Raw genomic sequence first — 25,245 nt, 5'->3', positions numbered from 1 at the left:
AGCGTTGCCACGGTTTGCAGACGCATCTTTTCGATCTCGGCGTTGATCGAGAGGTCCTTTTCGATATAGGTGTCCGTCGACGGGAGGTAGGCCTCCGGCTGATAGTAGTCGTAGTAGCTGACGAAATACACCACGGCGTTATTGGGGAAGAACTCCTTGAGCTCGGCGGCCAGCTGCGCGGCGAGCGTTTTGTTGGGTGCCATGACCAGCGTGGGCTTCTGCACGGCCTCGATGGTTTTTGCCATGGTGAACGTTTTGCCCGAGCCGGTGACGCCCAGAAGCGTCTGGTAGCGCAAGCCGCGGTTGATGCCCTCGGCAAGTTTCTCGATGGCCTGGGGCTGATCACCGCTTGGCTCATAGGGGCTTACCACCTTGAACGGCGTAGAGGCGAGGCGCACGTCGGGGAGCTTCCCCTCCATAACGGCGCCCTCGATATTCTGAAGATGGGTGGACATTTATACGCCCCTTTTCCGTTCCATGGCATACTCGTTGCCTGACGGCAAAACATAATCGTACTATTACGGCAATAAGTAGCGAGTGTAGCGTTTTTCACCCGTTTTCTTCAACAAGCCTTCTTTTACCATTTCGCGCAGCACCGCTTTGGTTCTATCCGGGCCCAGCCCCAACTGCTCTGCCAAATCGGAATTGCTGGCGGATCCATACTTGCGAATGAATTCTAAAACAATCCGCTCTCGCTCCCCTTGCGATTTACTAGTCTTGCCCTCTATCGGTTTTCTATCGGTTTCTATCGGTTTTCTATCGGTTTCTATCGGTTTATTAACATGGGGAACCTGCCGGAAATGTTCTTGTCTCCTGAAGATATTGACTCGAATCAACCCGTCAATATCCTTGAATTCCGGCGTGCGCAAACCGTACTCTTCGATTTCTTTAACCGCGCGCGGCACGCCGCTGCCCCAGCCCTCGACAAGCTTCATGTATCGGAACGCTTGCGCCAACGCCTCATTACGGGGTTTTGACCCTCCAGAAAGCATCTTCTCCATTGTGAAGCCGCGCACAATACCGCCAGGTGATGATATCTCCAGCCTGTCATCATAAAGGGCAACCTGAGTTGCACCCGGTTCAAGATACGACCTGTGCAAAATCGCATTCGTAATGAGCTCGCGCACAGGCCACATCGGCAATTCGTACACGTCTCGCCTAACTAAACCGTCTAAATCAGCGCCCATATTAATCTTTGCAAGCACGTATTGATACGCCTGTTCGACCAGATCAATTACGCTTCCTTCGAATTCACGCCTGTCGATGAACACCGATCGGGTTTCTCCCCGGAAAATACCGCATTGCACCCAAGCGTGAACCTCGCCGTCGCCGGAAAGCAGCGAGAAAGCAACCGTAGGAAGAATCTCCCCCTCACGCTCCTTCAGAACTCCCCACAACAAAAGCTGCGACACAGAAACACGCCGCACGCTTTCACGCTCTTCGTCGGACCTGCATCGCGAAAGAGCCACGTTAAACATCTTGTCGCATAGCGTCTCAATAGACTCATCGCTCACTTCGTACCCGCGACGAATAGTGCGATCGTACCCACCAGGGGCATTCTCTAAAACAAGCTCTCTTGACCATTCCAAATCAGCGGGCCGCGTGGTTGCCCCGACGCGGACATATACACCACGTTCAAGCCCTTCCGACTTGATGAAATATGGGCATTTCTGCCCATAAGGAACCTCGACAACAATGAGATTCTTGCCTTCGACCTTCTCTATGTAAATGTTTGGGATAATGGGAGGTTCGACCGAGTCCATGACGGCGTTCGAGATGGCATCCATATCCTCGAACAACGTATCGTCCGGCACGCCTACTATTTCATTGGTTTCGCCATCCACTCCAAACAAAATCGTTCCGCCACGAGCATTGGCAAAAGCGACAATGCTTTTCACGTAGCTTTTCGCGTTTTGCGACCGCTCGCGTTTGTATTCGACATATTGGGATTCGCCAGAAAGAAGTTCGTTAATCGCCACTTCCATCACCGCCAATGCATTGATAATTATCTATCGCTACATGATATCGCATTGCCTTTTAAAAGTGAACATATGTTCGTTAATAGGATTGAATCATGAACGGTTGCCCGAAAGTAAGAAATCTTTGGAGCTCATTTTGCCCAAACATGAAACGCTACCCATCCGGCAATCATCGCCTAACAATAATTAGGAAGAGCAACTTTGCCGAATGGAGTAACCGAACCAGAGGAGGAAGTGGAAAAAAATCTTAAGACGCGTAACCGGTCGATAGCAATTCCTCATGCTGTTAGCATCAAGCCATAGAATAAGCGTATAGCGCATTTGCCAGCTCAAACCACGAAGGATTCGCCATGGAGACCAAGATCAGCGCCCGCATCGCCCTTCCCGTTGCAGCATTCGGATTGCTTGTTGTGCTCGCACTTATCGGAAGCGTGGTTTCTTTAGGGAACCAGCTATCTTCAGCACACTGGATTCTTGGCGTGATTTTCTATCTTCTTATTCTCGTGCTCGTAATGGCAGGCATCGCCTACCCCATCGCCTGCACCTTCAGCCGTCCTGTATTTGGGTTGTACAAACTGCATGAAGGCAGCGAGCGTTCGCGAAGGAAATACCTGCACATGCTCGAAGAAAACCTGCAGCGCGCCAATGTGCCCGAGGAAATGAGAAAGTGCCTGCCGTCCGGCGCGAACGACGTCTCCGTCGCCGAGTTTGTTGCGCATTACAAAGCAAGCCTTACGCCCGCGGTCGACCTGCGCATCAAAGAAGCGGCCAAGACGTCGTTCACCACTACCGCCATCTCGCAGACGCCCGCCTTCGACATGATCTCGGTCTTGGCAGTAAACCTGCGCATGGTGCGCGGCATCGTTGAGGATTGCGGCTATCGCCCGTCGGCGCCCGCACTGTTCGGCCTGTACGTGCGCGCGATGAAGGCAACGCTTATAGCAGGTGGTCTGGAAGAGATGGATTTCGAAGAGATCGTGGCGCTCATCGGCGGAAACGCAGCGATTACGGCGTCGAGCGTGGTACTTTCCTCCGCGGCGCAGGGCGCGGCGAACGCGTATCTTACAGTGCGCGTGGGCATGATAACCAAGGCGCTGCTGCTCGCCGAAGATGGGCCGGCGGATATGCGTGAGCTGCGCCGGAATTCGTATGGCGAAGCGCTCTCGTTCCTGAAGAGCTGCGGTTTGCTAGACGATTTGCGCCAAGCTATGGCATCTGCGGCCGGAGCTGCACGCGACGCAGCGGCGGCCAAAGCTGCCGACGCACGTGACGCCGCCGTCAAACAGATGGCGGATTTTCGCGATGGCACTATGGAAAAGTTGACGGGGCTCAAGGACGCCACCGTAGAATGTATCGCGGATTTCCGCGAAGATATTACCGAGAAAAAGACTCGCTTCCGCATGCCGCGAAAAGCCGATGCGCCAACTCGCCCAATCGCTCAGCCTCAACAATCAGGCTATACGCAGGCGAATCCGCAGAAGTAGCCAACGCATTAGCAATCAAAACCACCCGTGTAAACGGGTGGTTTGCTCTTAGGGTGTAACCCTAGGGACCCGGGCCAGGGACTCAAGTCCCCGGCCCGAACTTCGTTCAGGCCCGACTGCATTTGACCCGTGGCAGCCGGTCGAACCGGCGTGCCGGGCGCGTCACTTCCTCTTGAACGGGTCCTCGTACTCCTTGACGCTCAGCTTGTCCAGCGCGATGTCCGCCGCCTCCTGCTCCCTGATGTACTTGGCGATCGTGGCCTCGTTCAGCCCGACGGTCGACACGTAGTAGCCCTCCGCCCAGAACCTCCTGTTGCCGAACTTGTACTTCAGGTTCGCGTGCCGGTCGAAGATCATGAGCGAGCTCTTGCCCTTCAGGTACCCCATCACGCTCGAGACCGAGTACTTCGGGGGTATCTCCACCAGCATGTGCACGTGGTCGGGCATGAGGTGCCCCTCCACTATCTTGATGCCCTTGTACTCGCACAGCCTCCTGAGGATGTCCCCGACGTCCTCCCTTATTTGGTTGCAGACGACTTTGCGCCTATACTTCGGCGTGAACACGATGTGGTACTCGCGCATCCACTTCGTGTGCGAAAGGCTGTAGGCCTTCTGGGCCATAGCCGACCACCATCCTTCCTGCTCGGATTCTTGACGGCCTGAACAATCGTCAATATCCGGCAGGAGGGTGGGTTTGTAAAGCCGTTCGCCGTCCACCCGCGAAGCGGGTGGTTTTCCGCCTCTCGCGCCTTCGGCGCAGAGGGCAGGCTGAAGCCATTAACAAAAAGCCGCGCAAAGCAAACCCTTTGCGCGGCTCTCGGGGAGGGATGTAGCGTAAATTATCAATCAGATTTAGAGAATGCCGATGGCGAAAAATGCTCCGCGCACCAGCAGAACGCCAATAGCGGAACACGCAAGCACCGCCCAGGATGCAGGTTTATCGGCAAGCGCACCCTTCAGAGCAAGAGCGGAAACAACCGCAGCTGCCACGGGACCAATGACGGCGCCCGCAGCAACCAGCGCCACATCAGCGCCGATGCCAACCAGGTGAATCGCATAGCCAAACACCACCGCGACCCAACCGAAGGATACCGCGATATTGCCCACATGCAGCGCACGCACCAGGCCTTCGCTTTTGGCAAAAACAAGGCACAATCCAGCACCCACGGCAAGATCGCCCACAATGAACAAGGGAATCGTGATGACGCCTGACCAGGCGGGAATGAAAGCGCACGCTTGATACGCAAGACCGGTAACCACCATCAGCCCACATGCCGCAATGGCGCCAATTACGCGCACCGCTGCGAAAGAAGATCCCTTCACCTTGGACAGGGCCAAATCGACAACCATCACAACGCCAAACGCGATGGCCCAGTACGATTCCTGAGAAATCATGGAACTGGGATGCATCATACCGTTAATGAAGCGCAGCGGCTGTCCCAGATGCATAAGCGTGCCCACGAGGCCCACGCCCAGAAGTGCAATGCACACCAGCGGGAAAAGCCATGCGCGACCGTCCTCATCGCTCGAGGATTTTGCTTCATAAGAACCCGCAATCAGCCCAAACGCATTCATAACATAAGCGCCTGCGGCAATGCCGCCAAATGTCGTGAAAACGAGCAGAGGGAGAATCTCCAACATTGTTGACCACCTGCCTTAGATATAGAAGACACACGGGCTGGTTCCTGCCTCAGGCAGGTATTGCTCACCGTGGTGTTCGTGAATAAGCTTGCTCACTTCGCTTTCGGGATCGTTCAAATCGCCGAAAATACGGGCATTTGCCGGACAGCTGGCCACGCAGAACGGCTCTTCGCCCTTCGCGGCGCGCTCTGCGCAGAAATTACACTTGGACATGGCGTGATTCACGTCATCCATCGACGGTGCGCCGTAAGGGCACACCCAGTCGCAATATCCGCAGGCAATGCAAACATTCTGGTCAACCGACACGATGCCGGTTTCGGGATCTTTCTGCATCGCGCCCGAAGGGCAGTTACGCACGCAAGCGGGGTCGTCACAGTGATTGCACAGCATGGGACGGAACCCCAGCACCGGATGGGGGAATGTGCCCGTGGGCTGGTAAAGCACGTCGCCCGTAAGGCTTTCCATATGGTTCCAGTGAGCGGAACCCGGCACCTCGTTGGAAATCTTGCAGCTAATCGTGCAGGTCTGGCATCCGACGCAGTGCCGCGTGTCAATAACCATGCCGAAGCGTTTCGTTTCAGCCATTGTCGTCACTCCTTTTCGCCTATGCCTTCTCGACCTCGACGAGGATGTCGTAGAACGCCGAATTCGTCATGCTATAAGCTTCCTCAGCGTCGCAGATGGTGAGATGAGAAAGGTTCTGATAGCAGCCCTCGATGAAGTAATCGGGGGTCCATCCGCTCTGCGTTGCCACCGTGCCGGGGATGATGCCCTCGGTGACGAACAGGCGAATCTTCATGTCGCCGCGATCGTTGAACACGTGCACCACATCGCCGTGGGACAGGCCACGCGCAGCGGCATCCACGGGGTTCATCTGCAGCAGAGGCTCATCTTGAACCACCTCGAGCGCAGGATTTAAAATATGCTGAGTATGAACGTTGAGTCGGTCATGGTACTGAATGAACACGAGAGGGTATTTCTCGGACAGCTCTCCCTGGCGCGGATCCTCCAGAGGAGGCTTCCACGTAGGGACCTCATCATTAAACTCAAGCATTGCCTCGGTATAGAATTCGAACTTTCCCGTATCGGTCTGATACCCCGTACCATCGGCGTACACGATGGCAGAGTCGTAGATTGCGTCCGAACGGCCGTAAATGCCCTGTTCCACAACGTCACGATCCCAATCGAAATCGTCCCACGCAGGGTGGTCAGTGCCTACGAACTGGCGGACCCACTCCTCGTCGGTCTTATCCCAGTATTGCTCGACACCGCATTTCTTTGCCAGCATGGTCATGATTTCAACGTCGGACTTGCTCTCGCCCATCGGCTGGATGGAAGGCTGGTTGAACATAGCCCAAGGGCTACGGTCAATAAGATCCCAATGCTCCCAGTACGTAGTAGCCGGCAGCACCACGTCGGAATACTTCGCCGTCCACGTCCACCAGGGATCCACAGTCACGATGAAATCAATCGCGGGTAACACCGTGTTGATGATGTAGTTAGAATTGGGGGACATGTTGATGAAGTTGGAGTTAGCAATCCACATGAAATCGATGCCCACCGGGTCGCGGTTCACTGCAGCGTTGTACACCTGCGACGAAGGCAGCAGGTTTGCCTGCTTACCGGTATCCGACCAATCAGTGAAGTCGTATACGGGGCCAACGTACCCTGCAACAGGCTTATTGGTGGCGGTGCCACCAGCGTGAGACGCGCCACCGCCGGGAACTCCGATATATCCCGCAACCATGGCGAGCGTTGCCACGGTGCGGAATGGCGAATAGGAATGGTACACGCGCTGCATACCCTGGCCCATACGAATGGCGGCAGGTTGAGCTTCGATATACTCGCGGGAAAGACGCTCGATTGTCTCGACAGGGATTCCGCAAATCTCGGAGGTGCGCTCCAGCGTATACTCCTTGCAGCTATCGACCAAATGATCGAAAGCAGTTCGGCACTCAACGCCGTCCACCGTGAATGTGCCAGAAAGCGCCGGCCTCACAGCGCCCGACTTGATGGTGGCCGCATCGGGAGCAGAAACGGCGCCGTCCGTAAGCTCATCCCACAGCACGTAGCTACTAGCGCCCGCCCCCGCAGCGCCCTGAGCTGCCGGAGCAGTGCCGATGGAGCCCTCTTCGGCGCTGTCCTCTTCGATGCTGTCTACAACCTTGCCGTCAACCATGCGCAGATATCGCCCGTTATCTTCACGAATGAGATAGGGCGCCACGGACTCCTCCACCAGCTTGTCCTTCGCATGGAGGTCGTTTTCGATAATCCAGTTCATCATGCCCAAAGCCAACGCAGGATCGGTCTGCGGATTGATGGCGATCCACTCATCTGCCATTGCCGCCGTTGAGCACTGACGCGGGTCGATCACGATAACCTTCGCACCGTTTTTGCGCGCGGCAACGTAATCGCGCAGCTCAGAAGTATGCGTATCGGCCACATTACGTCCCCAGCAAATGAGCAGCTTGGAGTTAAGGTAGTCACGCGAGTCGTGCGCACCGCGATGCGTACCAAACACCATAGTCATGCCCATAGATGCACCATGGTCGCCCATTATGCCCTCGATGTCCCACGTGGTTGCACCCAGACATCCCGCAAAACGCGTAGGAGCCTCCCACGACATTTTTCCGAGGTCGCCCGTGAACGAATAAAACGAAGCATTTTTTGGGTCCTGCTCCACAACTGCATTGAGCTTCTCGGCGATAAGATCGATGGCCTCGTCCCAGGTGATGCGCTCGAATTCGCCGCTGCCACGCTCTCCGGTGCGCTTCATGGGATACATAACGCGCGCATTCTCGTCCTGCAGGCGCTGAATATAACTCATCGAACGCAGGCATGCATTTGCGTATCCCGGACGACCAGGCATATCGCCCGGTTCCACGCGAATAAGCTTGCCATCGCGCACCGTACCCTGCAGATGGCAGCGGGACGTGCAGTTGACCGTGCATACCGCATGAACTGACTTCTCCCCCTCACCAGCAGGCACCTCGCCCTTGGAAGCTTCTGCAACGCTCGGATTTGTCGCGAAACCTAATGCGGAAGCAACGGTAATGGCACCGACCCCTTTGATGAACGTACGACGGTTCATCTTCCCGTCCTTCATGAAGAACTCGGGCTGCGCCGCCTTGTATTCCGTCATCTTGTCACTCCCCCTTCTTAATCGAATTGGACAAGATGCCGAAAGGTTACGTTCGACGCCAAAACGCCGCCACTCATGACTGTGTGTCTACCTCCAGGATTAGAGACGGGAATTCAGGATTATGGCAAGTACTCAGCATTGTTCCCGAGCACACATTTTTGTGTATTCCCCTGAAGATGCCGGTAAGACGCACTGTATATAATTCTGTCATGGAGGAGGCAGCACAATATGGGGGAGCAACGGTTTGCGACAATTCCGTCGTCTGATATGGGATTACTGTTCATATCCGCATTTCTGATTTACGGATTCAACAATGTAACCACGTCGGCGATGTCGGAGTTCATACTCAGCATCGGCGGAAGCGCATTGGTAGCAGGCGTACAAAACTGCCTGTTTGTTTTTCTTGCCGTACTGCTTCGGATTGCCCTCGGCCCACTTGCCGACCGTCACGGCGGCAAGCCATTGCTCATTGCAGGTGCAGCTGGATTCTGCATTCCTAGCATATTCCTTCCGCTTTGCAATAGCGTTGCACTCGTTGTTGCGCTGCGCCTGCTGCAGGCGATAGGGCTTGCCGCATACCACCCCAATGTTGCTCACTACATCACAACTTGCTCCGATTCGGATAGCTGCCCGCGTCGCATAGGCATAGTACGTTTCCTTTCCACGGCTTCGCTTATGATTATGCCTGCAGCTTTGTTCCCGGCAATTGGGACATTCGGCTATGGACCGTTCTTCGGCATTCTGTCATTTTTGGCGTTTATAGGCTTATTGCTGCTTATTCCGCTTCACAACGGCCATCGTTCCGCGCACGAAAAAGCAACCGACACAATTGGCACGCATATTCCGCGCGAGCTACTGCCCCTCGTTAGTTTTCCATTCGCATTAGCGTTTGGCTACAGCATTGTGCTCACATTTGGTCCCTTGTTTATGAAAGAGGTACTCCCCGGCATTAACAGCGGTCTTCTGCTCACTTTTGCAAGCATCGGCGGATTGCTCGGAAGCCCTATGGCAAGCAAATTGCTGATGCGGTATGGCGCACGGTGCTCAATCACCATCCTCGGCTGCCTCTATTTCTGTGGCATGGCGCTATTGGGATGCGCACCAACTAACGCGACATTGGCATCTGAGGCATGCATGAGCATCGGAGCAGTCACACTGGGAATAGGCTATTTTGGCTCCACCACTGCACTCACTGCAGAACTGGGGCTGCGACGCGAAGGACAAACCGCCGGGTTTCTTTTTTCGGTTCAACAAAGTTGCCTTGACCTCGGCATGATGGCAGGAAGCCTTGCGGCGGGAATAATACTTCAGTCAGGAATTTCGCTCCGCATTGCCTTCATTTTTGCCTCCGCCCTTGCCGTCACATGCATCATTATTTGGGTCGTAAGCTACAATACCCACGCGAAACAAGGGGTTTAAAAACAGGGGGGTAACCGTGGAGGCAATTAATCTTTTCGTTGCAATTCACCCGCAACTCAAAACCGTCGTTGAACGCATGATTGCAGAGAATCTCGTCCGCTACGAAGTGCTGGAGCTTGAGGCGGGCGAATATCTGTTTCGCGAAGGCGACGGCATTCGCTCTACGTTCTACGTGCAGCGAGGCCTCGTGAAACTCTCGAGTAATAGCGCGGACGGCTATGCGAAAACCATCTTCCTCCATAAAGCAGGAACACTACTCGGCTTTCAGGAGTTTCAAGAAGAGGGCCCCAAATCGTCAATTCTGAATGCCAGAACATCCATGAGATCAACCGTGGTAGTCATAGATGCCCAAGATTTTAGCAGATACCTCCAGGCAAACGGAGATGCCTGCTATGCTATGGCCCAGTATCTGTTTTCCATGCTGGCGCTTGAAACGCGCGAAGCTGTCAACTCCTCCATCTACTCCGTGCTCCAACGCTTCGCTGCCTTGTTGCTCAATCTTGCCCATGAATTCGGAGCAAATCACGAACCGGCGCTGCTCCCATTCAGCAATGCCGAGTTGGCCGAGATGCTAGGAGTACACGTCAATTCAATTGCCAATGCCATCACTTCGCTGCGACGCTCCGGATGCATCGATAAACAGCGCAGCTACCTTGCCATCATTGATTTTGAAAAGCTGAGAAGTGTGGCGGAAAACCTGGTTGCCAGCGAATAACCTCTCGTTACGTTACAAGGAATACGATTTAGCAAATGCGAGGAACATTAAGATCGTCTAGCACCTTTTAGGGATTTGCTAGCTGTTCTTCTGGTCTGCCTTTCCGACAAGCCAGTTCGTCTCATTTTCATGCCGCGGAGGATGGCTTGGCGCAAGGCGGGGATGCGGGCTTTATCCATGGCGGGCGTGCCTTCGAGGGGATACGGTTTACCCAGTTCTGCGTACTTCTCAACACCCATGGTGTGATATGGAAGAACCTCCAGGCCCACCACGTTGCGCCACGGCGCAATGAGGCGACCAAGCTGCTCGCACTCTTCTTCGGAATCGGTGATGCCGGGCACGGCAACATGGCGAATGACCGCGGGAATGCTACGGCGCGCCAACTCATCGCCAAATGCAAGCACGGGTGCCAAATCGCATCCGGTGAGCCACTTGTGCGCCTCCGCATCGGAATGCTTCACGTCGAGCAACACGAGGTCGCATTCCGACAGAAGCTTTTCGAATCGCTCCGGCTTGCCGGGTAGCCATCCGAAGCCGCTCGTATCCAGGCACGTGTGCACGCGCCCGCCCGGCGCCTCATGCATGGCGGCGAACAGCTCGCCCACGAACTGCGGCTGCAGCAAAGGCTCGCCGCCCGTCACTGTGATGCCACCGTTGCGGTAGAACGCCCGATTACGCTCGAATTCGTCCACCAGCTGTGCGACGCTTGCTTCGCGCCCCTCGCCCATCTTCCACGTGTCGGGATTGTGGCAATACGCGCACCGCATAGGGCAGCCCTGCACGAACACAACGAACCGAACCCCCGGCCCATCAACCGTTCCGAAGGTCTCGATTGAGTGTATATTTCCGCTACATGCCCTCATGGAAGGTGCGCGAAATCACCTCGTCCTGCTGCTCTTTCGTCAGGTTGTTGAAGTTCACGGCGTAGCCGCTCACACGCACGGTGAGCTGCGGATACTTCTCGGGGTGCGCCTGAGCGTCCAACAGCGTCTCACGGTTGAACACATTCACGTTCAGGTGATGGCCGCCCTTTTCGGCATACGCGTCCAGCATGCTCACCAGATTGTCGGTCTGCGCCTGCGAAACCTCTTCGATCTTCATTGTTGCCCTCTTCCCTATCGGTCACCGTCGATTGCGCCTTCAGGTGCGCTGGGGTCATCGCAGCACGCACCGCACGTGGCGTTCTCGAACGTCACATCGTTCGCCCAGTCCACATCGTCCAAATCCAAATCGCCGAAGAAAATCTGGTCCTCTTTGCCCAACGCCCCCGGCACGATGGAGAACGTGTTGGAAATGCCGTCCTGCGCATCGCGGAACGGCAGCTTGGAAACGCTGGCCAACGACGCGATGGCGCCATGCGAATCGCGATGATGCATGGGGTTGGCGCCCGGCGCAAACGCCTCGCCGCGCTTGCGGCCGTCAGGCGTCGAGCCGGTCTTTTTGCCGTACACCACGTTGGACGTGATGGTGAGCACACTCGTGGTGGGCACCGAATTGCGGTACGTATCGTTCATGCGGATGAATCCCATGAAACGATGCACCACGTCGCGCGCAATCAGGTCCACGCGGTCGTCGTCGTTGCCGTATTTGGGGAAATCGCCCTCGATCTCGAAGTCGACGATCACGCCGTCCTCGTCGCGCACGGGATGGACCTTCGCGTACTTGATGGCGCTCAGCGAATCGGCAACCACGGAAAGGCCGGCGATGCCGGTAGCGAACCAGCGGTGCACGTGCGCGTCGTGCAGCGCCATCTGCATGGCCTCGTAGCAGTATTTGTCGTGCATGTAGTGGATGATGTTGAGCGAGTTCACATACACGCCCGCCAGCCACTGCATCATGTCGAGGTATTTGCCCATCACGTCGTCGTAGTCCAGCGTGTCGCTTTCGACGGGACGGTACTTGGGACCCACCTGCTTTTTCGTGATTTCGTCCACGCCGCCGTTGAGCGCGTACAGCAGGCATTTTGCCAGGTTGGCGCGGGCGCCGAAGAACTGCATCTCCTTGCCGATGCGCATGGAGCTCACGCAGCAGGCGATGGCGTAGTCGTCGCCGTGATACACGCGCATGAGGTCGTCGTTCTCGTATTGGATGGACGAGGTGGCGATGGACGTGCGCGCGCAGAATTCCTTAAACGCGCGCGGCAGGCGCGTGCTCCACAGCACGGTCAGGTTGGGCTCGGGGCTGGTGCCCATGTTCTCGAGCGTATGCAGGTAGCGGTACGCGGTCTTGGTGACCAGCGTGCGGCCGTCCACGCCCATGCCGCCGATGGATTCGGTCACCCACTGCGGGTCGCCGCTGAACAGTTCCTGGTATTCGGGCGTGCGCGCAAACTTGATCATGCGCAGCTTCATGATGAAGTGGTCCACGAACTCCTGAATCTGTTCCTCGGTGAACGTGCCGCGCGCCAGGTCGCGCTCGGCGTAGATGTCCACGAACGTGGTGGTGCGGCCCATAGACATGGCGGCGCCGTTCTGTTCCTTGGTGGCCGCGAGATACGCCAGGTAGATCCACTGGATAGCCTCCTGGGTATTGGCCGCCGGGCGCGAAATGTCAAAGCCGTAGATACGGCCCAGTTCGATGAGCGCCTTGAGCGCGCGAATCTGCTCGGAAAGCTCCTCGCGATCGCGGATGTTCTCCTCGGTCATCACGTTGGGCGTGGAGGCCTTCTGGCGCTCCTTGTCGCGAATGAGGAAGTCCACGCCGTACAGCGCCACGCGGCGGTAGTCGCCGATGATGCGGCCGCGACCGTAGCCGTCGGGCAGGCCCGTGATGATGTGGGCGCTGCGGCAGGCACGCATCTCAGGCGTGTACACGTCGAACACGCCGGCGTTGTGCGTCTTGCGGTGATTGGTGTAGGTGTCCACGATTTGCGGGTCCACCTTGTATCCGTGCTGGTCGCAGGCCTGAACGGCAATGCGAATGCCGCCGTTCACGTGCAGCGCGCGCTTGAGCGGAGCGTCGGTCTGCAAGCCCACGATAGTCTCGCGCTCGGGGTGCGCGGCGTCGATATAGCCTGCGCCGTGAGAAGTGATGCCGGTCACCACATCGGTGTCCATGTCGAGCGCACCGCCGCGCTTGCGCTCCTCCTCAAGAAGAGCCAGCACGTCATTCCAAAGGTCGGTCGTGCGCTGCGTGGGGCCCACAAGGAACGACTCGTCGCCCTCGTACGGCGTATAGTTGCGCTGGATGAAGTCGCGCACATCCACTTCGTTCTGCCAGATGCCGCCAACGAATCCATCCCATGCGCCAACATTCGATTGGGCTTGGTGCAGTTCCTGCATGCGTTCACACTCCTCAACTTGCGCACGCCAAAAACGTGCGATGGCACATGCGCAACCCGCTCTGCGGCAGACGCAGGCAAGAAAGCAACATGCGAGACAAATCGGGCTATTTTGTCGCATAAAACCGTTCACGTATGCAAAACAGCCGTTCGCCGATGATTTCAGAGCAGAATAGCACAATCAACAGGTGGTTGAGATGGCGCAGGGGCACTGCACGCCGTCTCCACGCACCGAGAGCCTGCGCATCGCAGAGCAGCCGATTGCGCAAGCCGCACCTTCTAGAAATCCCGTCATTTCGACGTTGAAATTGCGTTTTTGGGCGCGTTTTAGCGTAAAAATGACGGGATATGTATGCGTATGTCGAAAAGGGTCATGCCGAACCGAGCTAAAGGCGGCAAGAGCCGGTGCGGGCTATCGGCTGGGCCCGTCTTCGACGGCGTCGGCTTCGTCCTCATCCGCCGGCTGCGCTTTGGCGCGCTGCGTCGCGTAGCCGCCGGCGTAGAAGCCCTTGGCCCAGATATCGAACTCGTATTCGTCGTACGTGCGGTACGCTTCCTTGATGCGCGCCTCCTGGGCGTGGGTCAACGTGGGATCCTCGATGTCGCCCTCGGCGATTGCGCGCAGATGGTCGGTTTGCCTGGACGACCTCTCGTAGGCGTCCATGGCCTCTTCCTCGGCACCGAACCCCAGGATTTCTTTGCACATGGCGGGATAATCCGCATAGCCTTTGAGCAGGGCCTTTCGCTCAAGCATGCCCATGCATTCCTCGAACTGCGCCGCCTCGGCGGCCCGCACGCGGCACTCGGCGAGCACGTACGGCGTGCCGGGATAGAAATACTCGCCGTTGGCGTATTTCGGGTTCACGCCATAGGTTTCGAAAATGGAATCTGCCAGATACTCCTCCACGTCGACATACATGTAGCGCACCCAGCCGGGGCGCCACGAATCGGTGCGAATGAAATTGGCCGTTCCGTATTCAGCCATGCGTCCTCCGTCTATCGTTATCGCGTAAGCGCCTGCCAGACTTCCTGCACCTGCGCCTGCGTGCTTTCAAGCGAGCCGTCGTTGTGAATCACGTAATCGGCCACCGCCTCGCGCTCCTCGTCGGTGAGCTGCAAGGCGATGCGCGCCTTCACGTCAGCCTCGGTCTGCTCGCCGCGCTCAACCGCGCGTGCGATGCGCATGTCCTCCGGAGCGCTCACCGCAACAATCACGTCTGCCCAGGGAAGCGTCTTGTGGGAAATCTCACCTGAGGTGACCTCGGCCAACACCACGGGATGGATTTGCGAAAGCTCTTTGATGCGACGGCGGCACTCCTTCATGATGGCGGGGTGCGTGATGCCGTTGAGCCATTCGGTATGCTCGGGCGTGTCGAAAGCGGCCTGCGCCAGACGCGGACGCACCACCTCGCCCTTCTCGTCGAAAATACCCGCGCCGAACGTGCGCGCCAAATCGAACTTGACCTCCGGCATGGTAAGCACGTAATGGCCGATGGTATCCAGGCTGATAATGCCCGCACCCAGTTGCGCGAACATGCTTGAGATGGTCGATTTGCCCGATCCGATGCCGCCAATCAAAGCCGCCGTCGTCATGTGATGCACTCCTCCTTATGCTTGTTCCGCCAGCCGCACAGATTCGATAACGCCTGCGCCCAGCACGGCGTCGCCATCGTAGAACACGGCGAACTGCCCCGGCGCCGTGGGCGTTTGCGGCTCGTCGAGCAAGGCGGTTGCCGCCGGAACCGAGCCCTCGACGCCAACCGGCCTGAACTGCAGGCCGCGGCTGTTCACGAACGCGAGCCCCATGTCGCCCTCCATGCCGGCGGGCACCAGGCGACACGGGACGGCATGCTGGCGGTAGCGCAGCTTTACCGAACACGCGAGCGGCCCTCGCTCTGCAAAGCGGACAGCCAGCTCTTCCGGCGATATGGACTGCCAGTTCATGCGCGCCACATACGCGCGGTCGATGAGCGCTTCGTGCGCGAAACCCACAATCAGGCGATTGCGGGCGGCATCCTTACCCACCACGTAATACGGCTCGGGGGCGCCGCCGATACCCAGCCCCTTGCGCTGCCCGATGGTATAGCGGAACAGCCCATCGTGCTGACCGACCACACGCCCGTCGCGCGTCACGATATCGCCCGGTGCTGCCGCCACGCCGTGCGCCTCGAGAAACGCCAGATGGTTGCCGTCGGGGATGAAGCAGATATCCTGGCTGTCCGACTTCGACGCCGTGGGAAGCCCCAGATCTTGTGCGATGCGACGAACCTCGGGCTTGCCGCCTTCGATGTCGCCCAGGGGAAGCAGGAGCCGGGAAAGCTGCTCCTGCGAGAGCATGGAAAGCATGTATGACTGGTCTTTGGCGGCGTCAGCCGCACAGGTGATAGCGAAGCGATTGCGGCGGCGTGTCACACGCGCATAATGGCCAGTAGCGACGAAGAAATCGGGGGCGCTATCCGCAGCATCCGCGATGTCGGCGTTCGCGCCGTCATCCGCGTCAGCCGTCGCCGAAACCATCGCCTGCTCGGCGGCGGCAAAAAGCGCCGGAATCTTGACGCGGGCGTTGCACCCCACGCAAGGGCTGGGCGTCATGCCACACGCGTAGCCCTCCACGAAATCCTGGATAACGCACTCGTCGAACAAAACGCGAGCGTCATACACCGCGTGCCGGATGCCCAAACGCTCCGCCACAGCACGGGCATCGTCAACCGCCGCCCGGCTTGATTCGTCATCCGCAAACAGGCATGTCACGCCCACGACCTCGTAACCCGCCTGCTGCAGCAGCGCAGCAGCGACAGACGAGTCCACCCCGCCGCTCATACCCAGCACGACGCGACGCCCTGCCGAAGCCCTCTTTTGTGTATGCATGGATTCTTGATTCATACGGGCATTCTAGCGCAAGGAATGCGCCCGCTATTCAATTCACACCCCATACGCAAAGAACCGCCCCGAAGGGCGGTTCTTAGTCGGTCAAAGCGCGGCTATGGGGAGGGAGGGGCCGCGCTTGAGTCGATAAGACAAACGAAGGGCTCAGCCAAACATTGCGCTAGCGCCTGCTTGCGCCATTCAGTAAGTCGAGCGTACGCTGCTTACTGCTCGGCCTTCCAGGTCATGCCGTCAGCAACCGTGGGCTCGCCGGCGCCATAGGTATGGCAGTTGTCGCAGGCGTCCGGAATGCCGCCCAGCTGCTCAGGCGTGTACTGGGTGCTGCCGCCATGAACCGGGTTGAACGGGTTCCAATCGCCCATGTCCTCATAGGAGGCCATCTCTTCCTCGGTCACTGCGGGGCCCTCGCCGTACACAGCGAGCGCAGCAGCATTGCCGTCGAGCTTGGGGCCTTCGCCCAGCGTGCCGTTGACGGCGCTCTCAGCCGCAACGAAGCCGAACGTGACGGCGCGACCGATGGACGTACCGGGAATGTGGCGCGGATAGTTGCCCGAGAAGAAGCTACCGGACGCATTGCCGCACGCATACAGACCCTTGATGGGGTTGTCGTTCATATCCAGAACGCTGCAGTTGCCGTCGATGCACAGGCCGCCCACCGTAGCGAGGATGTTGCTGTTGGTGGTAAAGGCGTAGAACGTCTTGCCGGTGATAGGCATAGCGGCGTTCAGATCGCGAGCGAAGTCCTCATCCTTCTTGGCATCGAAGAAGCCGTTGTAGCGCTCGACCTCGGCGACAAGGCCCTCGGGATCGATGCCGGCGGCCTCGGCCAGCTCCTCAAGCGTGGAGCCTTCGAACAGCCAGCTCTTGGCCTCATAGCCCTCGATATCCATGTCGGCTGCCATGGTTTCGTCGAAGATGTACCAGCAGTTCTTGCCGTAGGCAGGCTGAGCGTTCTGGGCGTTGGACACCACCTGGAACGGAGCGTCCTCGCGCACGAAGCGCTTACCGCGGCCGTTCACCAGGATGCCCAGGCCCACAGCGCTCCACGTGTCGGAAGCGGCGAAGGAGTCAGGGGTGCCCCAGCGGAAGTTCATGACCGGCTGCGGAATGGGGTCCATCTGAGCGCCGATCTTGAGGCCCATCATATGGCCGTCGCCCGTGGTGCCCCAACCCGGATTCCACCAGCTGGAGTTGGCGTAATCCTCGGGACGCGTCCAGGCCTGCATCATCTCGGGGTTGCAGTCGTAGCCGCCGGTGGCCATGATGACGCCCTTAGCAGCGTTGACCTTGAAGTAGCCGTCAGCATCCTTGGCGATGACGCCGGTCACGGCGCCAGAATCGTCCGTGGTCAGCTGCACGGCAGGCGTGGAGAAGCGCATGTCGATGGTGTCGTACGCAGTCTTGGCCACGTCCTGCATTTCCAGGCACACGTAGATACCGGAAAGGCCGGAGCGCACGCCCGCGTCAGGCGGCAGAGCGGGCGAATCGTAGAAACCCAGCTCGCTGTCGATGAGGTCGGTCATCGCGGGGAAGCCGCAGGTGGAAGGGGCCTGCTCGACCTTGGTGATGACGAAGCCATTGGCGCCCTTGTCCAGCATCTCCTGCCAGAAGTCAGTGGCCTCGCCGGAGCGATCGACGTAGGTGCGCGCGGGCTCAGGGCGCGTGCGGTAGTAAGCGCCGCGATAGATTTCGTCAAGCAGCACAGTCTTGTCGATCTTGGTGCCCTCCTGGCACTTCGCGCCCACGGCGCCGAAGCACTCGAAGCAGCCGCGGCCCTTGGTCATCTTCTCAAGGATGAGCACGTTGGCACCCATGTCGGCGGCCTTGAGGCCAGCGATCAGGCCACCCACGCCGGCGCCCACAACAACCACCTCGAAATCCTCTTCGCGCTGGATCTCGTCGTCGCCGATCTCGCGCGCCTCAAACGCCACGGGGCCGCGAGGGCCGGGGCATGCGGCCTTGCGGCCGGGCATGAGGTTCACGCCGTCGGCATAGATGTTCTGGTAATCAGCGGCGGCGGTAGATGCGCCCTCTGCGGCTCCCTCGGCAGCACCTTCGGCAGCGCCCTCCGCAGCACCTTCGCTGGCGCCCGTAGGCGAGCAACCGGCGGCGACCGCGCCCACACCCATGGCGGCAGCAGCGGCAAGAGCGCCCTTCATGAAGTTCCTGCGCGTGAAGGAGTACTTGGTTTCGTCAGATTTCATCATCCTGACTCATCCCCTCTCTTTGGTTGCCTTGCGAAGACAGCTTGCACGAGTTCCTCAATGCCAGCAACGCAGATCATGTAAGGCAAAGAACGTATGGCATCAAAATGCTTTGCTTTAAGCACGCATATGACCGCCCAGTCTTCTGCCCCGTCCTGCGGCACTTTCACCGTATCGCCCGCTGTAAGATCTCCGCAATTCCCTCCTTGTGTACAATGTACACGTTGCGGAAAGTGTACAATGTACACATTCGGAGCGCAAGAGGAATTTTGCTAGTTCGGCCGAAAGCGAGGCACTGATGGGCAATACCTGCTACCATCCTCGGACAAACATCATTTCCAAGCACCATCGAGGAACCATGCAGAATTCGCACAAAGCCGAAGCGCAGTCGAAACGACAAACCGCGGAACAGGCAAAAAACCAGGACGCAAAGCAGTTGGAGCAGCAAGCCGAACATTATTTTGAGCAGCAAACTACAGAGCAGCACAGGCAGCTAGCTACAAAACAGCTAGTGCAGCAAGACTTAAAGCAGCAAACCGCAGCACGATCAAATCAGCAGTTCACAGGGCAACTGAGCCAGCAGTTTGCGGCCCAAACCACAGAAAAATCCGTCATGCCCACTCCCGATCGCCCCGGCGCCAATAAAGACGAGCGCAGCGTCCAGACACCCGAGCGCTTGACGAGAGACATCATTCGCAGGAAAGCGCTTGAGCTTGCCGATGAAGATGGCATCGAGAACCTCACGATTCGTAAACTGGCAAAGGCGCTCAACAAAACGCCCATGGCGCTCTATCGTCATTACGAGTCGATTGACGAGATTAAACAGGCCGTGCTCGCGCTCGCATTCGAAGAGGTCGACGCTGATCCTATTCCAGGTGAACGTTGGGACGACACCATTCGCCGCACAACCGCTTCGATTCGAAATGTCTTTCATGCCCATCCACGTGCGCACTTGCACTTGATCCAGTCCTCAGCACTTGACGCCGGACTCATCAATCACACCAACCGCATCCAAAGCCTTCACCACAATCAGGGAATACCGGATGACGTCCTCATGCGCGCCTGGCGCATCATCGACGCATTTCTCTCAGGCTTTGATATCAAAGACGGCATCGAGATGGAGCAGCATCGCGAAACAGCCCTTGAAGATCGTCCTTCATGGTTTGAAACCGCCGATAAAGCCTACTCTGACCAGGCGTTTCACGACGGCATTGAAATCATCATCGCCGGCATTCGCAACCTAGCTGCTCCCGATCCCTGCGACTGGCACACGCCAGAGGAGTAAGACAAGATACCCTCGCACGCAAGCACCCGATTTCCGCCCCGTGATCGACATGCCAGAGGGGTAAGGCAAGATGCCCTCGCACGCAAGCACCCGTTTTCCGTCCCGTGATTGGCACGCCAGAGGAGTAAAGACATGCGGGCAGCATACGGCGGCCGACAAGTCGCGTATCGCCGCCAACCCGTGCACCGCCGCCAACCCGTGCTCCGCCGCTACAAATGGCAAGAATAGTATCGTTCCGCCATGCCTCGGCTAAAAACAGCGAGAATAGTATTGCCATCAAGAAGCAAGCGTGCAAAATTCGGCACACATCTATGGTGCTAGAAAATATCTTTCCTGTTCAACATTGTTCTTAAATTAGATAAATACACTCACAGAACTCACATTCCTGGCGGATAGCAGTGCTCGGAATACTATTCTCGAGATTTTTAGCACGCCACCCTCAATTTAATACTATTCGCAGCATTTGTAGCACTCGTTATTAGCGCGACATAGCATTAGCGGCAAGCGTGCAGCGACATTCGTGGTATGCATGTCGCAGCATTCGTCGCAAACGCCAAAAGGACTCACCTGCCTAGATTCCAAGCCGTCGGCATAAAAACCGCCTTATTGGCTAACTTTAAGCACCCCGGGTATAAAAATGGCCTTATTGGCTAACCGCATGTTCACCAATCGGAGCACCAATCATCCAACGTTTTAAGAAATAGAAGCATACTGCGAGATCATTATTATTCTTGAGGCAGACGTATTAAGACTTTTGCGGCAAAGCGGCATTCAGGGATACATTTCACCACGCAAATAAGCGCATTTTTGGACTCAGACCTTCATTTCTTCGCCAATAAGGAGGTTTTTATACCGAGCAAGCACCCAAACGTCCGAAGGCACAAGAATCAAGAGGAAAAGAAAGAAATTCAAAGTCGCGACGAGATGCCAAGGGGAGATGGCAGGGCAGAACGTAAAGATGCCCCGGCTTCATGGCGAAGCCGGGGCATCCTACGATGAGCTCGTCGCGCCAAATCGTTCGACGTTAATTGCGCCGAATCGTTCGGCACGTATGCACCAAATTGCTCAGCGTTTATTGCACCAAGTTATTCGGCGTCGGCAGCCTTCTCGGCCTTTTCGGCCTTCTTCTTGGGCTGACGGGGCTCGGGAGCCTGGATGGTCTCGTCGACCTCGATCTCGATGCCCAGCTCAGCAGCGGCGGCCTTCATGGACAGGCTGATGCGACGACGCTCGGAGTTGACGTCCATAACCTTGACCTTGACCTCCTGGCCCACCTTCACGACCTGAGCAGGCGTGTCGATGTGCTTGTTGGCCATCTCGGAGATGTGCACCAGGCCCTCGATGGAGTTGCCCAGCTCGACGAAAGCGCCGAAGGGAACGATCTTGGTGACCTTGCCGTCCACGATAGAGCCAACGGGGTAGCTCTCGACAAGCTTCAGCCAGGGATCGGGCTGGGTCTGCTTCAGGCCCAGGGAGATGCGCTCGCGCTGCAGGTCAACGTCGAGAACCTCGACCTCAACCTCGTCGCCGACCTTGACGACCTCAGAGGGATGGTTGACATGGTTCCAAGAGAGCTCGGAGATGTGAACCAGACCGTCGATGCCGCCCAGGTCCACGAAGGCGCCGAAGTCCACGATGGAGGAAACGGTGCCCTTGAGGCGCATGCCCTTGGTGAGCTTGCTGAGGATCTCGGCGCGCTCGTTCTTGCGGCCCTCCTCCAGCAGCACGCGGCGGGACAGAACGACGTTGTTGCGGTTGCGATCCATCTCGATGACGCGGGCCTCGACCTCGGTGCCCAGGTACATGTCCAGATCCTTGACGCGACGAAGGTCGACCAGGGAAGCAGGCAGGAAGCCACGCAGACCGATGTCCAGAATCAGGCCGCCCTTGACAACCTCGATGACCTCGCCAGTGACGTTCTCGCCGGCCTTGAACTTCTCTTCGACGCGAATCCAGGCGCGCTCGTACTCGGCACGCTTCTTGGACAGGATCAGACGACCGTCCTTGTCCTCCTTCTGGAGAACCAGAGCCTCGATCTCGTCGCCCAGAGCAACGATCTCAGAGGGATCAGCATCCTTGCGGATGGAGAGTTCGCGGGAAGGAATAACACCTTCGCTCTTGAACCCGATGTCGAGCAGAACCTCGTCATGCTCGATCTTCACGACAGTGCCCTGAACCAGATCGCCCTCATCGAATTCGGTCAGGGTGCCATCGATCATCTGGTTCATCTGATCGTCGGAGATGTCCTCGAAGTCGATGACGGACGTGTTCTTGATTTCGGTCAAAACGGACCCCTTTCAAGCACGGGGACCCTTCGTCACATTGGTTACGTTCAATATGTCTCGGGGGCCTACAGTTACCTACCCGCTCGCCTATTCGAGACGGGGCTGTCTGCCTGTTACAGACAAGCTGTTGCATTGTATCACAGGCCCCTTCGAATACCCCCGGCAATCTGCGAGCGGACGGCGCGTTTCACACGGATTTTGCACGGGGTATCCATAAGCGCAGCGAACTGGGCGAAGGTGACGCGACGTCGTTGGCTGTAGACCACCGCTAGGAGGGAATCTCGAGAACAGCCGTAGCGCCTCCGAGCTCCGGCTCGACGAACATGGCGGTCCCGCCATGCTGCTCAGCGACCGTCTTGACCACAGCAAGGCCCAACCCGGTGCTTCCCTCTTTGCGCGAGCGCCCCTCCTCAAGACGCACGAAGCGCCCGAACACGCGTTCGCGGTCCTCTGGAGCAATGCCTTTCCCGTCATCGCTTACCGTGATGCGCACGGCATCGCCCGCCTGGGCGCAGGAAACCTTCACGCGCGTCTTGGCATATCGCGCTGCATTGTCCATCAGATTGCGCACCGCATGGCTGAGCGCCTCATGGTCGGCGGAGCATACCACGGGCTGCACGTCTGACACGTCTACCTCGCTCGTCGTGCGCCCCTTGAGAAGAGCCGCTTCCTCGTAAAGCAAATCGCATATATCGATCGGCTCTTTGTTCAAACGCGACACGCCTTCGTCTTGGCGCGCTAGCAGCAGAAGGTCGCTCACGATGCCGCTCACGCGCTCGTTTTCGCCCATAAGATCGTCAAGAAGTTCATTCACGTCCACCGCGTCGGGGTGATCACGCATGGTCTCCAGCATGATTCGTATGGCGGCAACAGGGCTTTTGAGCTCATGAGACGCATCCGACACGAATCGACGCTGCTCCGCCACCGAAGCCTCCAGGCGGGCAAGCATGGCGTTGAACGTCCCAGCGAGTCGCGACAGGTCGGCGTCCTTCTCGGGAACGGGAATCCGCTCGGAAAGGTCGCCGATCGAGATGGAATCCGCCGCCGCCCTCATCTGCTCCACCGGACGCAGCGTGCGAGCGGCGAGCATCCATGAAAGAGCCGCCACAAATACGAGCAACACGGCGAACGCCGTGGCGAGCAAAACGGCTGCGGTTTTGGCAGCCTCATACGCGGGAGCGAGCGACGCCATGGCGGCGACCGTCATGGTTCCTTCGCCGGTGACGACGCCGCGCTCGACCATGAGGAACGGCCCGGCATTCCCGAATAGATCGGTAGCGCGAATCGACGACTCGACGGAAGGAACGACTCCTTCATCTGCCGTTTTACCTGCGGCATCCTGACTTGGTTGCGCATCTGCGCCCTCCGTCGCGGCATCCTGTGCCGCGGCATCAGCCGCCCATGCGCGGGACACTCCAAGCTCCACGTCGTCAACTGCCGCCGCGATGTCGGACGCCACGCGGAAAAGCATTCCTACGAAATGCGCGATTCCTTCCCCGACCGCAGAGTCGTATCCCGAGTCGCCGCCGGAATCGCCGTACCCCGAATCGCCGTCGCCATAGCCCGAGTCGCCATCATAGGCGGGCGCGGGAGCAGGGTTTGCAGGGGCAGGAGTGGGATTTGCGGGCGCGGGGCTTGCGGGAGCGCTTTGCGGAGCAGCCGCCGGCGCATCCTCCGCGGCATCATCGGACGCGGGTTCGCTCTTGGAAGCGTCCTCGGCAGCAGAATCGTCATCGCCCTTGGAGTCGTCCTCCTTGTCCATATGCACCTCGATTACCGTCACGTTCTGCGCCTCTTGCGTGCGCTTCAGCTCTAGATCGTCCAGCTCGTGCGCGGACGTCTCGCCCACGGGCGCACCTCCTTGGGTCATCGCCGAAACGCCCTGCGCCCATTCGCTTGCGCTTACCACCTGGCCGTTCTCGTCGATGACCTGCACGAGGTCCGACCCCGTAGCGGAAATGGAAGAGGAAAGCGAGCCGTCCTGAATCTGCCGGACCACCTCGTCGACGCGCGATTCAAGCGTGTCCGACACGGAGTTTACGAACGCCGCCTGAGCCGCAAATGCCACGGCAGCCACGGTCAACGCCATTGCTGCAGCGGTAACGCCCACGGCGATGCAGGCGGTTTTGCCTCGTATGCTTCGGGGGCCGAACTTCATAGGAGCATCCTCCTTTCATCCATGGTTCCCATTTCCCGCTTTGCGCACGTTTGCCGATGCTGAGAACTAATCTTCCTCGATTCGATACCCCACCCCGCGCACCGTTTTGATCAGCGGATTTCCAAATGGATCGTCGATCTTTTTCCTGAGATAGCGCACGTACACTTCGGCTACGTTCTCGTCGCCCATGAAGCCAGGACTCCATACGTGGTCAAGAATCTGCGCCTTTGAGAGCGCTTGGCCGACGTTGTGCATCAGGTATTCCAGAAGTGCAAACTCCCGCGGAGTGAGCTCGATGGAGGTTCCCGCACGAGAGACGGACCTTTTCGCGGGGTCGAGCACCAAATCCCCCACACGCAATTCAGAGCCGCGCGCCGCTCCGCCGCGCCGCACAAGCGCCCTGATGCGGGCAACTAACACCACCAGCGAAAACGGCTTGCGAAGAAAATCGTCCGCCCCGATGTCGAGTGCATCCGCCTCGTCGTATTCCCCGTCTTTTGCGGTAAGCATGAGCACAGGGGTGGAGATGCCGGCTTTACGAATTTCGCGGCACACGGAATAGCCGTTCATGCCCGGAAGCATGATGTCGAGCGTGATGGCGTCGTACGAGCCGGAAAGGGCGAGCTCGAGGCCGGTGTCGCCGTCGAGCGCGGCATCAACCGTATAGCCCTCCGCCTCGAGGCTCTTCTTGAGATATGTGACGAGCGTGCTTTCGTCTTCTACGATCAGGATGCGCATGGCGGCCTCCATCCGGGTTATCCAGCCGG

The 25,245-nt window shown here is 58.0% G+C and carries 20 protein-coding genes; 4 read left to right on the top strand and 16 right to left on the bottom strand.

The features are described 5' to 3' along the window. Together Q0J60_RS07825 and Q0J60_RS07820 are read right to left on the bottom strand one after the other, a co-directional pair. Positions 1-455: DEAD/DEAH box helicase family protein (locus Q0J60_RS07825; protein ID WP_294440297.1), on the bottom strand; the 455-nt coding region annotated here is incomplete at its 3' end. A 63-nt stretch (positions 456-518) separates the two neighbouring features. Further along, positions 519-1,985, bottom strand: a complete 1,467-nt coding sequence (locus tag Q0J60_RS07820) for an RNA-binding domain-containing protein (RefSeq protein WP_294440299.1) — start codon at positions 1,983-1,985, stop codon at positions 519-521. Positions 1,986-2,329: 344 nt separating this feature from the next. Here Q0J60_RS07820 and Q0J60_RS07815 point away from each other — a divergent pair, with 344 nt between their 5' ends. Further along, the gene (locus Q0J60_RS07815; protein ID WP_294440295.1) at positions 2,330-3,463 is read left to right on the top strand and encodes a DUF697 domain-containing protein; all 1,134 of its coding nucleotides are present in this window, start codon (positions 2,330-2,332) and stop codon (positions 3,461-3,463) included. Between the two features lie 162 nt (positions 3,464-3,625). Here Q0J60_RS07815 and tnpA read toward each other — a convergent pair whose 3' ends face one another. The 4 genes from tnpA to Q0J60_RS07795 all read right to left on the bottom strand — a co-directional run bounded on the left by tnpA (position 3,626) and on the right by Q0J60_RS07795 (position 8,246). Beyond that, on the bottom strand, positions 3,626-4,084 hold the full coding sequence (gene tnpA, locus Q0J60_RS07810) for an IS200/IS605 family transposase (protein WP_294440293.1): 459 nt from the start codon (positions 4,082-4,084) through the stop codon (positions 3,626-3,628). A 231-nt stretch (positions 4,085-4,315) separates the two neighbouring features. Next, positions 4,316-5,104, bottom strand: coding sequence for a DmsC/YnfH family molybdoenzyme membrane anchor subunit (locus Q0J60_RS07805; protein ID WP_294440292.1), 789 nt, complete (start codon positions 5,102-5,104; stop codon positions 4,316-4,318). Positions 5,105-5,119: 15 nt separating this feature from the next. Continuing rightward, on the bottom strand, positions 5,120-5,689 hold the full coding sequence (locus Q0J60_RS07800) for a 4Fe-4S dicluster domain-containing protein (protein WP_294440290.1): 570 nt from the start codon (positions 5,687-5,689) through the stop codon (positions 5,120-5,122). A gap of 19 nt (positions 5,690-5,708) precedes the next feature. Beyond that, the gene (locus Q0J60_RS07795) at positions 5,709-8,246 is read right to left on the bottom strand and encodes a molybdopterin-dependent oxidoreductase (RefSeq protein WP_294440288.1); all 2,538 of its coding nucleotides are present in this window, start codon (positions 8,244-8,246) and stop codon (positions 5,709-5,711) included. A gap of 228 nt (positions 8,247-8,474) precedes the next feature. Here Q0J60_RS07795 and Q0J60_RS07790 point away from each other — a divergent pair, with 228 nt between their 5' ends. Next, on the top strand, positions 8,475-9,665 hold the full coding sequence (locus Q0J60_RS07790; RefSeq protein ID WP_294440287.1) for an MFS transporter: 1,191 nt from the start codon (positions 8,475-8,477) through the stop codon (positions 9,663-9,665). 16 nt (positions 9,666-9,681) lie between these two features. Further along, the gene (locus Q0J60_RS07785; RefSeq protein ID WP_294440284.1) at positions 9,682-10,380 is read left to right on the top strand and encodes a Crp/Fnr family transcriptional regulator; all 699 of its coding nucleotides are present in this window, start codon (positions 9,682-9,684) and stop codon (positions 10,378-10,380) included. A gap of 47 nt (positions 10,381-10,427) precedes the next feature. On the opposite strand, the gene pflA is transcribed toward Q0J60_RS07785, so the two are convergent. From pflA to Q0J60_RS07750, 7 genes are all read right to left on the bottom strand, one after another. Next, positions 10,428-11,243 carry a pyruvate formate-lyase-activating protein gene (gene pflA / locus Q0J60_RS07780; protein ID WP_294440282.1) on the bottom strand — a complete coding sequence of 272 codons (816 nt, stop codon included), beginning with the start codon at positions 11,241-11,243 and terminating at the stop codon, positions 10,428-10,430. Then, entirely contained in the window at positions 11,230-11,481 is a 252-nt protein-coding gene (gene grcA3 / locus Q0J60_RS07775; RefSeq protein ID WP_294440281.1) for an autonomous glycyl radical cofactor GrcA3, read from the bottom strand. The genes pflA and grcA3 overlap by 14 nt, the downstream gene beginning before the upstream one ends. A gap of 14 nt (positions 11,482-11,495) precedes the next feature. Then, positions 11,496-13,661 (bottom strand): formate C-acetyltransferase, encoded by a 2,166-nt coding sequence (pflB, locus tag Q0J60_RS07770; protein ID WP_294440279.1) that lies wholly within the window; start codon positions 13,659-13,661, stop codon positions 11,496-11,498. A gap of 411 nt (positions 13,662-14,072) precedes the next feature. Then, complete coding sequence (locus Q0J60_RS07765; RefSeq protein WP_294440278.1) at positions 14,073-14,645, bottom strand: hypothetical protein; 573 nt, start codon at positions 14,643-14,645, stop codon at positions 14,073-14,075. A gap of 17 nt (positions 14,646-14,662) precedes the next feature. After that, positions 14,663-15,253, bottom strand: a complete 591-nt coding sequence (gene coaE, locus Q0J60_RS07760; protein WP_294440276.1) for a dephospho-CoA kinase — start codon at positions 15,251-15,253, stop codon at positions 14,663-14,665. A 15-nt stretch (positions 15,254-15,268) separates the two neighbouring features. Further along, positions 15,269-16,528, bottom strand: coding sequence for a tRNA 2-thiouridine(34) synthase MnmA (gene mnmA, locus Q0J60_RS07755; protein ID WP_294440274.1), 1,260 nt, complete (start codon positions 16,526-16,528; stop codon positions 15,269-15,271). A gap of 221 nt (positions 16,529-16,749) precedes the next feature. Next, positions 16,750-18,753: an FAD-binding protein gene (locus Q0J60_RS07750; protein ID WP_294440272.1), complete on the bottom strand. Its 2,004-nt coding sequence runs from the start codon at positions 18,751-18,753 to the stop codon at positions 16,750-16,752. Between the two features lie 295 nt (positions 18,754-19,048). Between Q0J60_RS07750 and Q0J60_RS07745 the strand changes: the two genes are divergently transcribed. Continuing rightward, entirely contained in the window at positions 19,049-20,035 is a 987-nt protein-coding gene (locus tag Q0J60_RS07745) for a TetR/AcrR family transcriptional regulator (protein WP_294440269.1), read from the top strand. A 1,085-nt stretch (positions 20,036-21,120) separates the two neighbouring features. On the opposite strand, the gene rpsA is transcribed toward Q0J60_RS07745, so the two are convergent. The 3 genes from rpsA to Q0J60_RS07730 form a co-directional block, all read right to left on the bottom strand. Further along, a complete protein-coding gene (gene rpsA, locus Q0J60_RS07740; protein ID WP_294440267.1) occupies positions 21,121-22,320 on the bottom strand; it encodes a 30S ribosomal protein S1 in 1,200 nt (399 codons plus the stop codon). 268 nt (positions 22,321-22,588) lie between these two features. After that, the gene (locus Q0J60_RS07735; protein ID WP_294440265.1) at positions 22,589-24,478 is read right to left on the bottom strand and encodes a HAMP domain-containing sensor histidine kinase; all 1,890 of its coding nucleotides are present in this window, start codon (positions 24,476-24,478) and stop codon (positions 22,589-22,591) included. 66 nt (positions 24,479-24,544) lie between these two features. Continuing rightward, complete coding sequence (locus Q0J60_RS07730; RefSeq protein WP_294440263.1) at positions 24,545-25,216, bottom strand: response regulator transcription factor; 672 nt, start codon at positions 25,214-25,216, stop codon at positions 24,545-24,547. Between the last annotated feature and the right edge of the window lie 29 nt (positions 25,217-25,245).

This window comes from uncultured Slackia sp. (assembly GCF_944321625.1).
In the GTDB taxonomy this organism is placed as follows: Bacteria; Actinomycetota; Coriobacteriia; order Coriobacteriales; family Eggerthellaceae; genus Slackia.
The sequence above is the reverse complement of the archived record's forward strand: the minus strand, read 5'-3'. Positions and strand labels throughout refer to the sequence as shown.

Bases quoted from the DNA above. Each gene is read 5' to 3' on its own strand.
- Q0J60_RS07795 (WP_294440288.1), bottom strand. From the start codon at position 8,246: ATGACGGAATACAAGGCGGCGCAGCCCGAGTTCTTCATGAAGGACGGG.
- coaE (WP_294440276.1), bottom strand. From the start codon at position 15,253: ATGACGACGGCGGCTTTGATTGGCGGCATCGGATCGGGCAAATCGACC.
- Q0J60_RS07730 (WP_294440263.1), bottom strand. From the start codon at position 25,216: ATGCGCATCCTGATCGTAGAAGACGAAAGCACGCTCGTCACATATCTC.
- Q0J60_RS07750 (WP_294440272.1), bottom strand. From the start codon at position 18,753: ATGATGAAATCTGACGAAACCAAGTACTCCTTCACGCGCAGGAACTTC.
- pflB (WP_294440279.1), bottom strand. From the start codon at position 13,661: ATGCAGGAACTGCACCAAGCCCAATCGAATGTTGGCGCATGGGATGGA.
- Q0J60_RS07765 (WP_294440278.1), bottom strand. From the start codon at position 14,645: ATGGCTGAATACGGAACGGCCAATTTCATTCGCACCGATTCGTGGCGC.
- Q0J60_RS07815 (WP_294440295.1), top strand. From the start codon at position 2,330: ATGGAGACCAAGATCAGCGCCCGCATCGCCCTTCCCGTTGCAGCATTC.
- Q0J60_RS07800 (WP_294440290.1), bottom strand. From the start codon at position 5,689: ATGGCTGAAACGAAACGCTTCGGCATGGTTATTGACACGCGGCACTGC.
- pflA (WP_294440282.1), bottom strand. From the start codon at position 11,243: ATGAGGGCATGTAGCGGAAATATACACTCAATCGAGACCTTCGGAACG.
- Q0J60_RS07745 (WP_294440269.1), top strand. From the start codon at position 19,049: ATGGGCAATACCTGCTACCATCCTCGGACAAACATCATTTCCAAGCAC.
- grcA3 (WP_294440281.1), bottom strand. From the start codon at position 11,481: ATGAAGATCGAAGAGGTTTCGCAGGCGCAGACCGACAATCTGGTGAGC.
- Q0J60_RS07790 (WP_294440287.1), top strand. From the start codon at position 8,475: ATGGGGGAGCAACGGTTTGCGACAATTCCGTCGTCTGATATGGGATTA.
- Q0J60_RS07735 (WP_294440265.1), bottom strand. From the start codon at position 24,478: ATGAAGTTCGGCCCCCGAAGCATACGAGGCAAAACCGCCTGCATCGCC.
- mnmA (WP_294440274.1), bottom strand. From the start codon at position 16,528: ATGCATACACAAAAGAGGGCTTCGGCAGGGCGTCGCGTCGTGCTGGGT.
- tnpA (WP_294440293.1), bottom strand. From the start codon at position 4,084: ATGGCCCAGAAGGCCTACAGCCTTTCGCACACGAAGTGGATGCGCGAG.
- Q0J60_RS07805 (WP_294440292.1), bottom strand. From the start codon at position 5,104: ATGTTGGAGATTCTCCCTCTGCTCGTTTTCACGACATTTGGCGGCATT.
- Q0J60_RS07820 (WP_294440299.1), bottom strand. From the start codon at position 1,985: ATGGAAGTGGCGATTAACGAACTTCTTTCTGGCGAATCCCAATATGTC.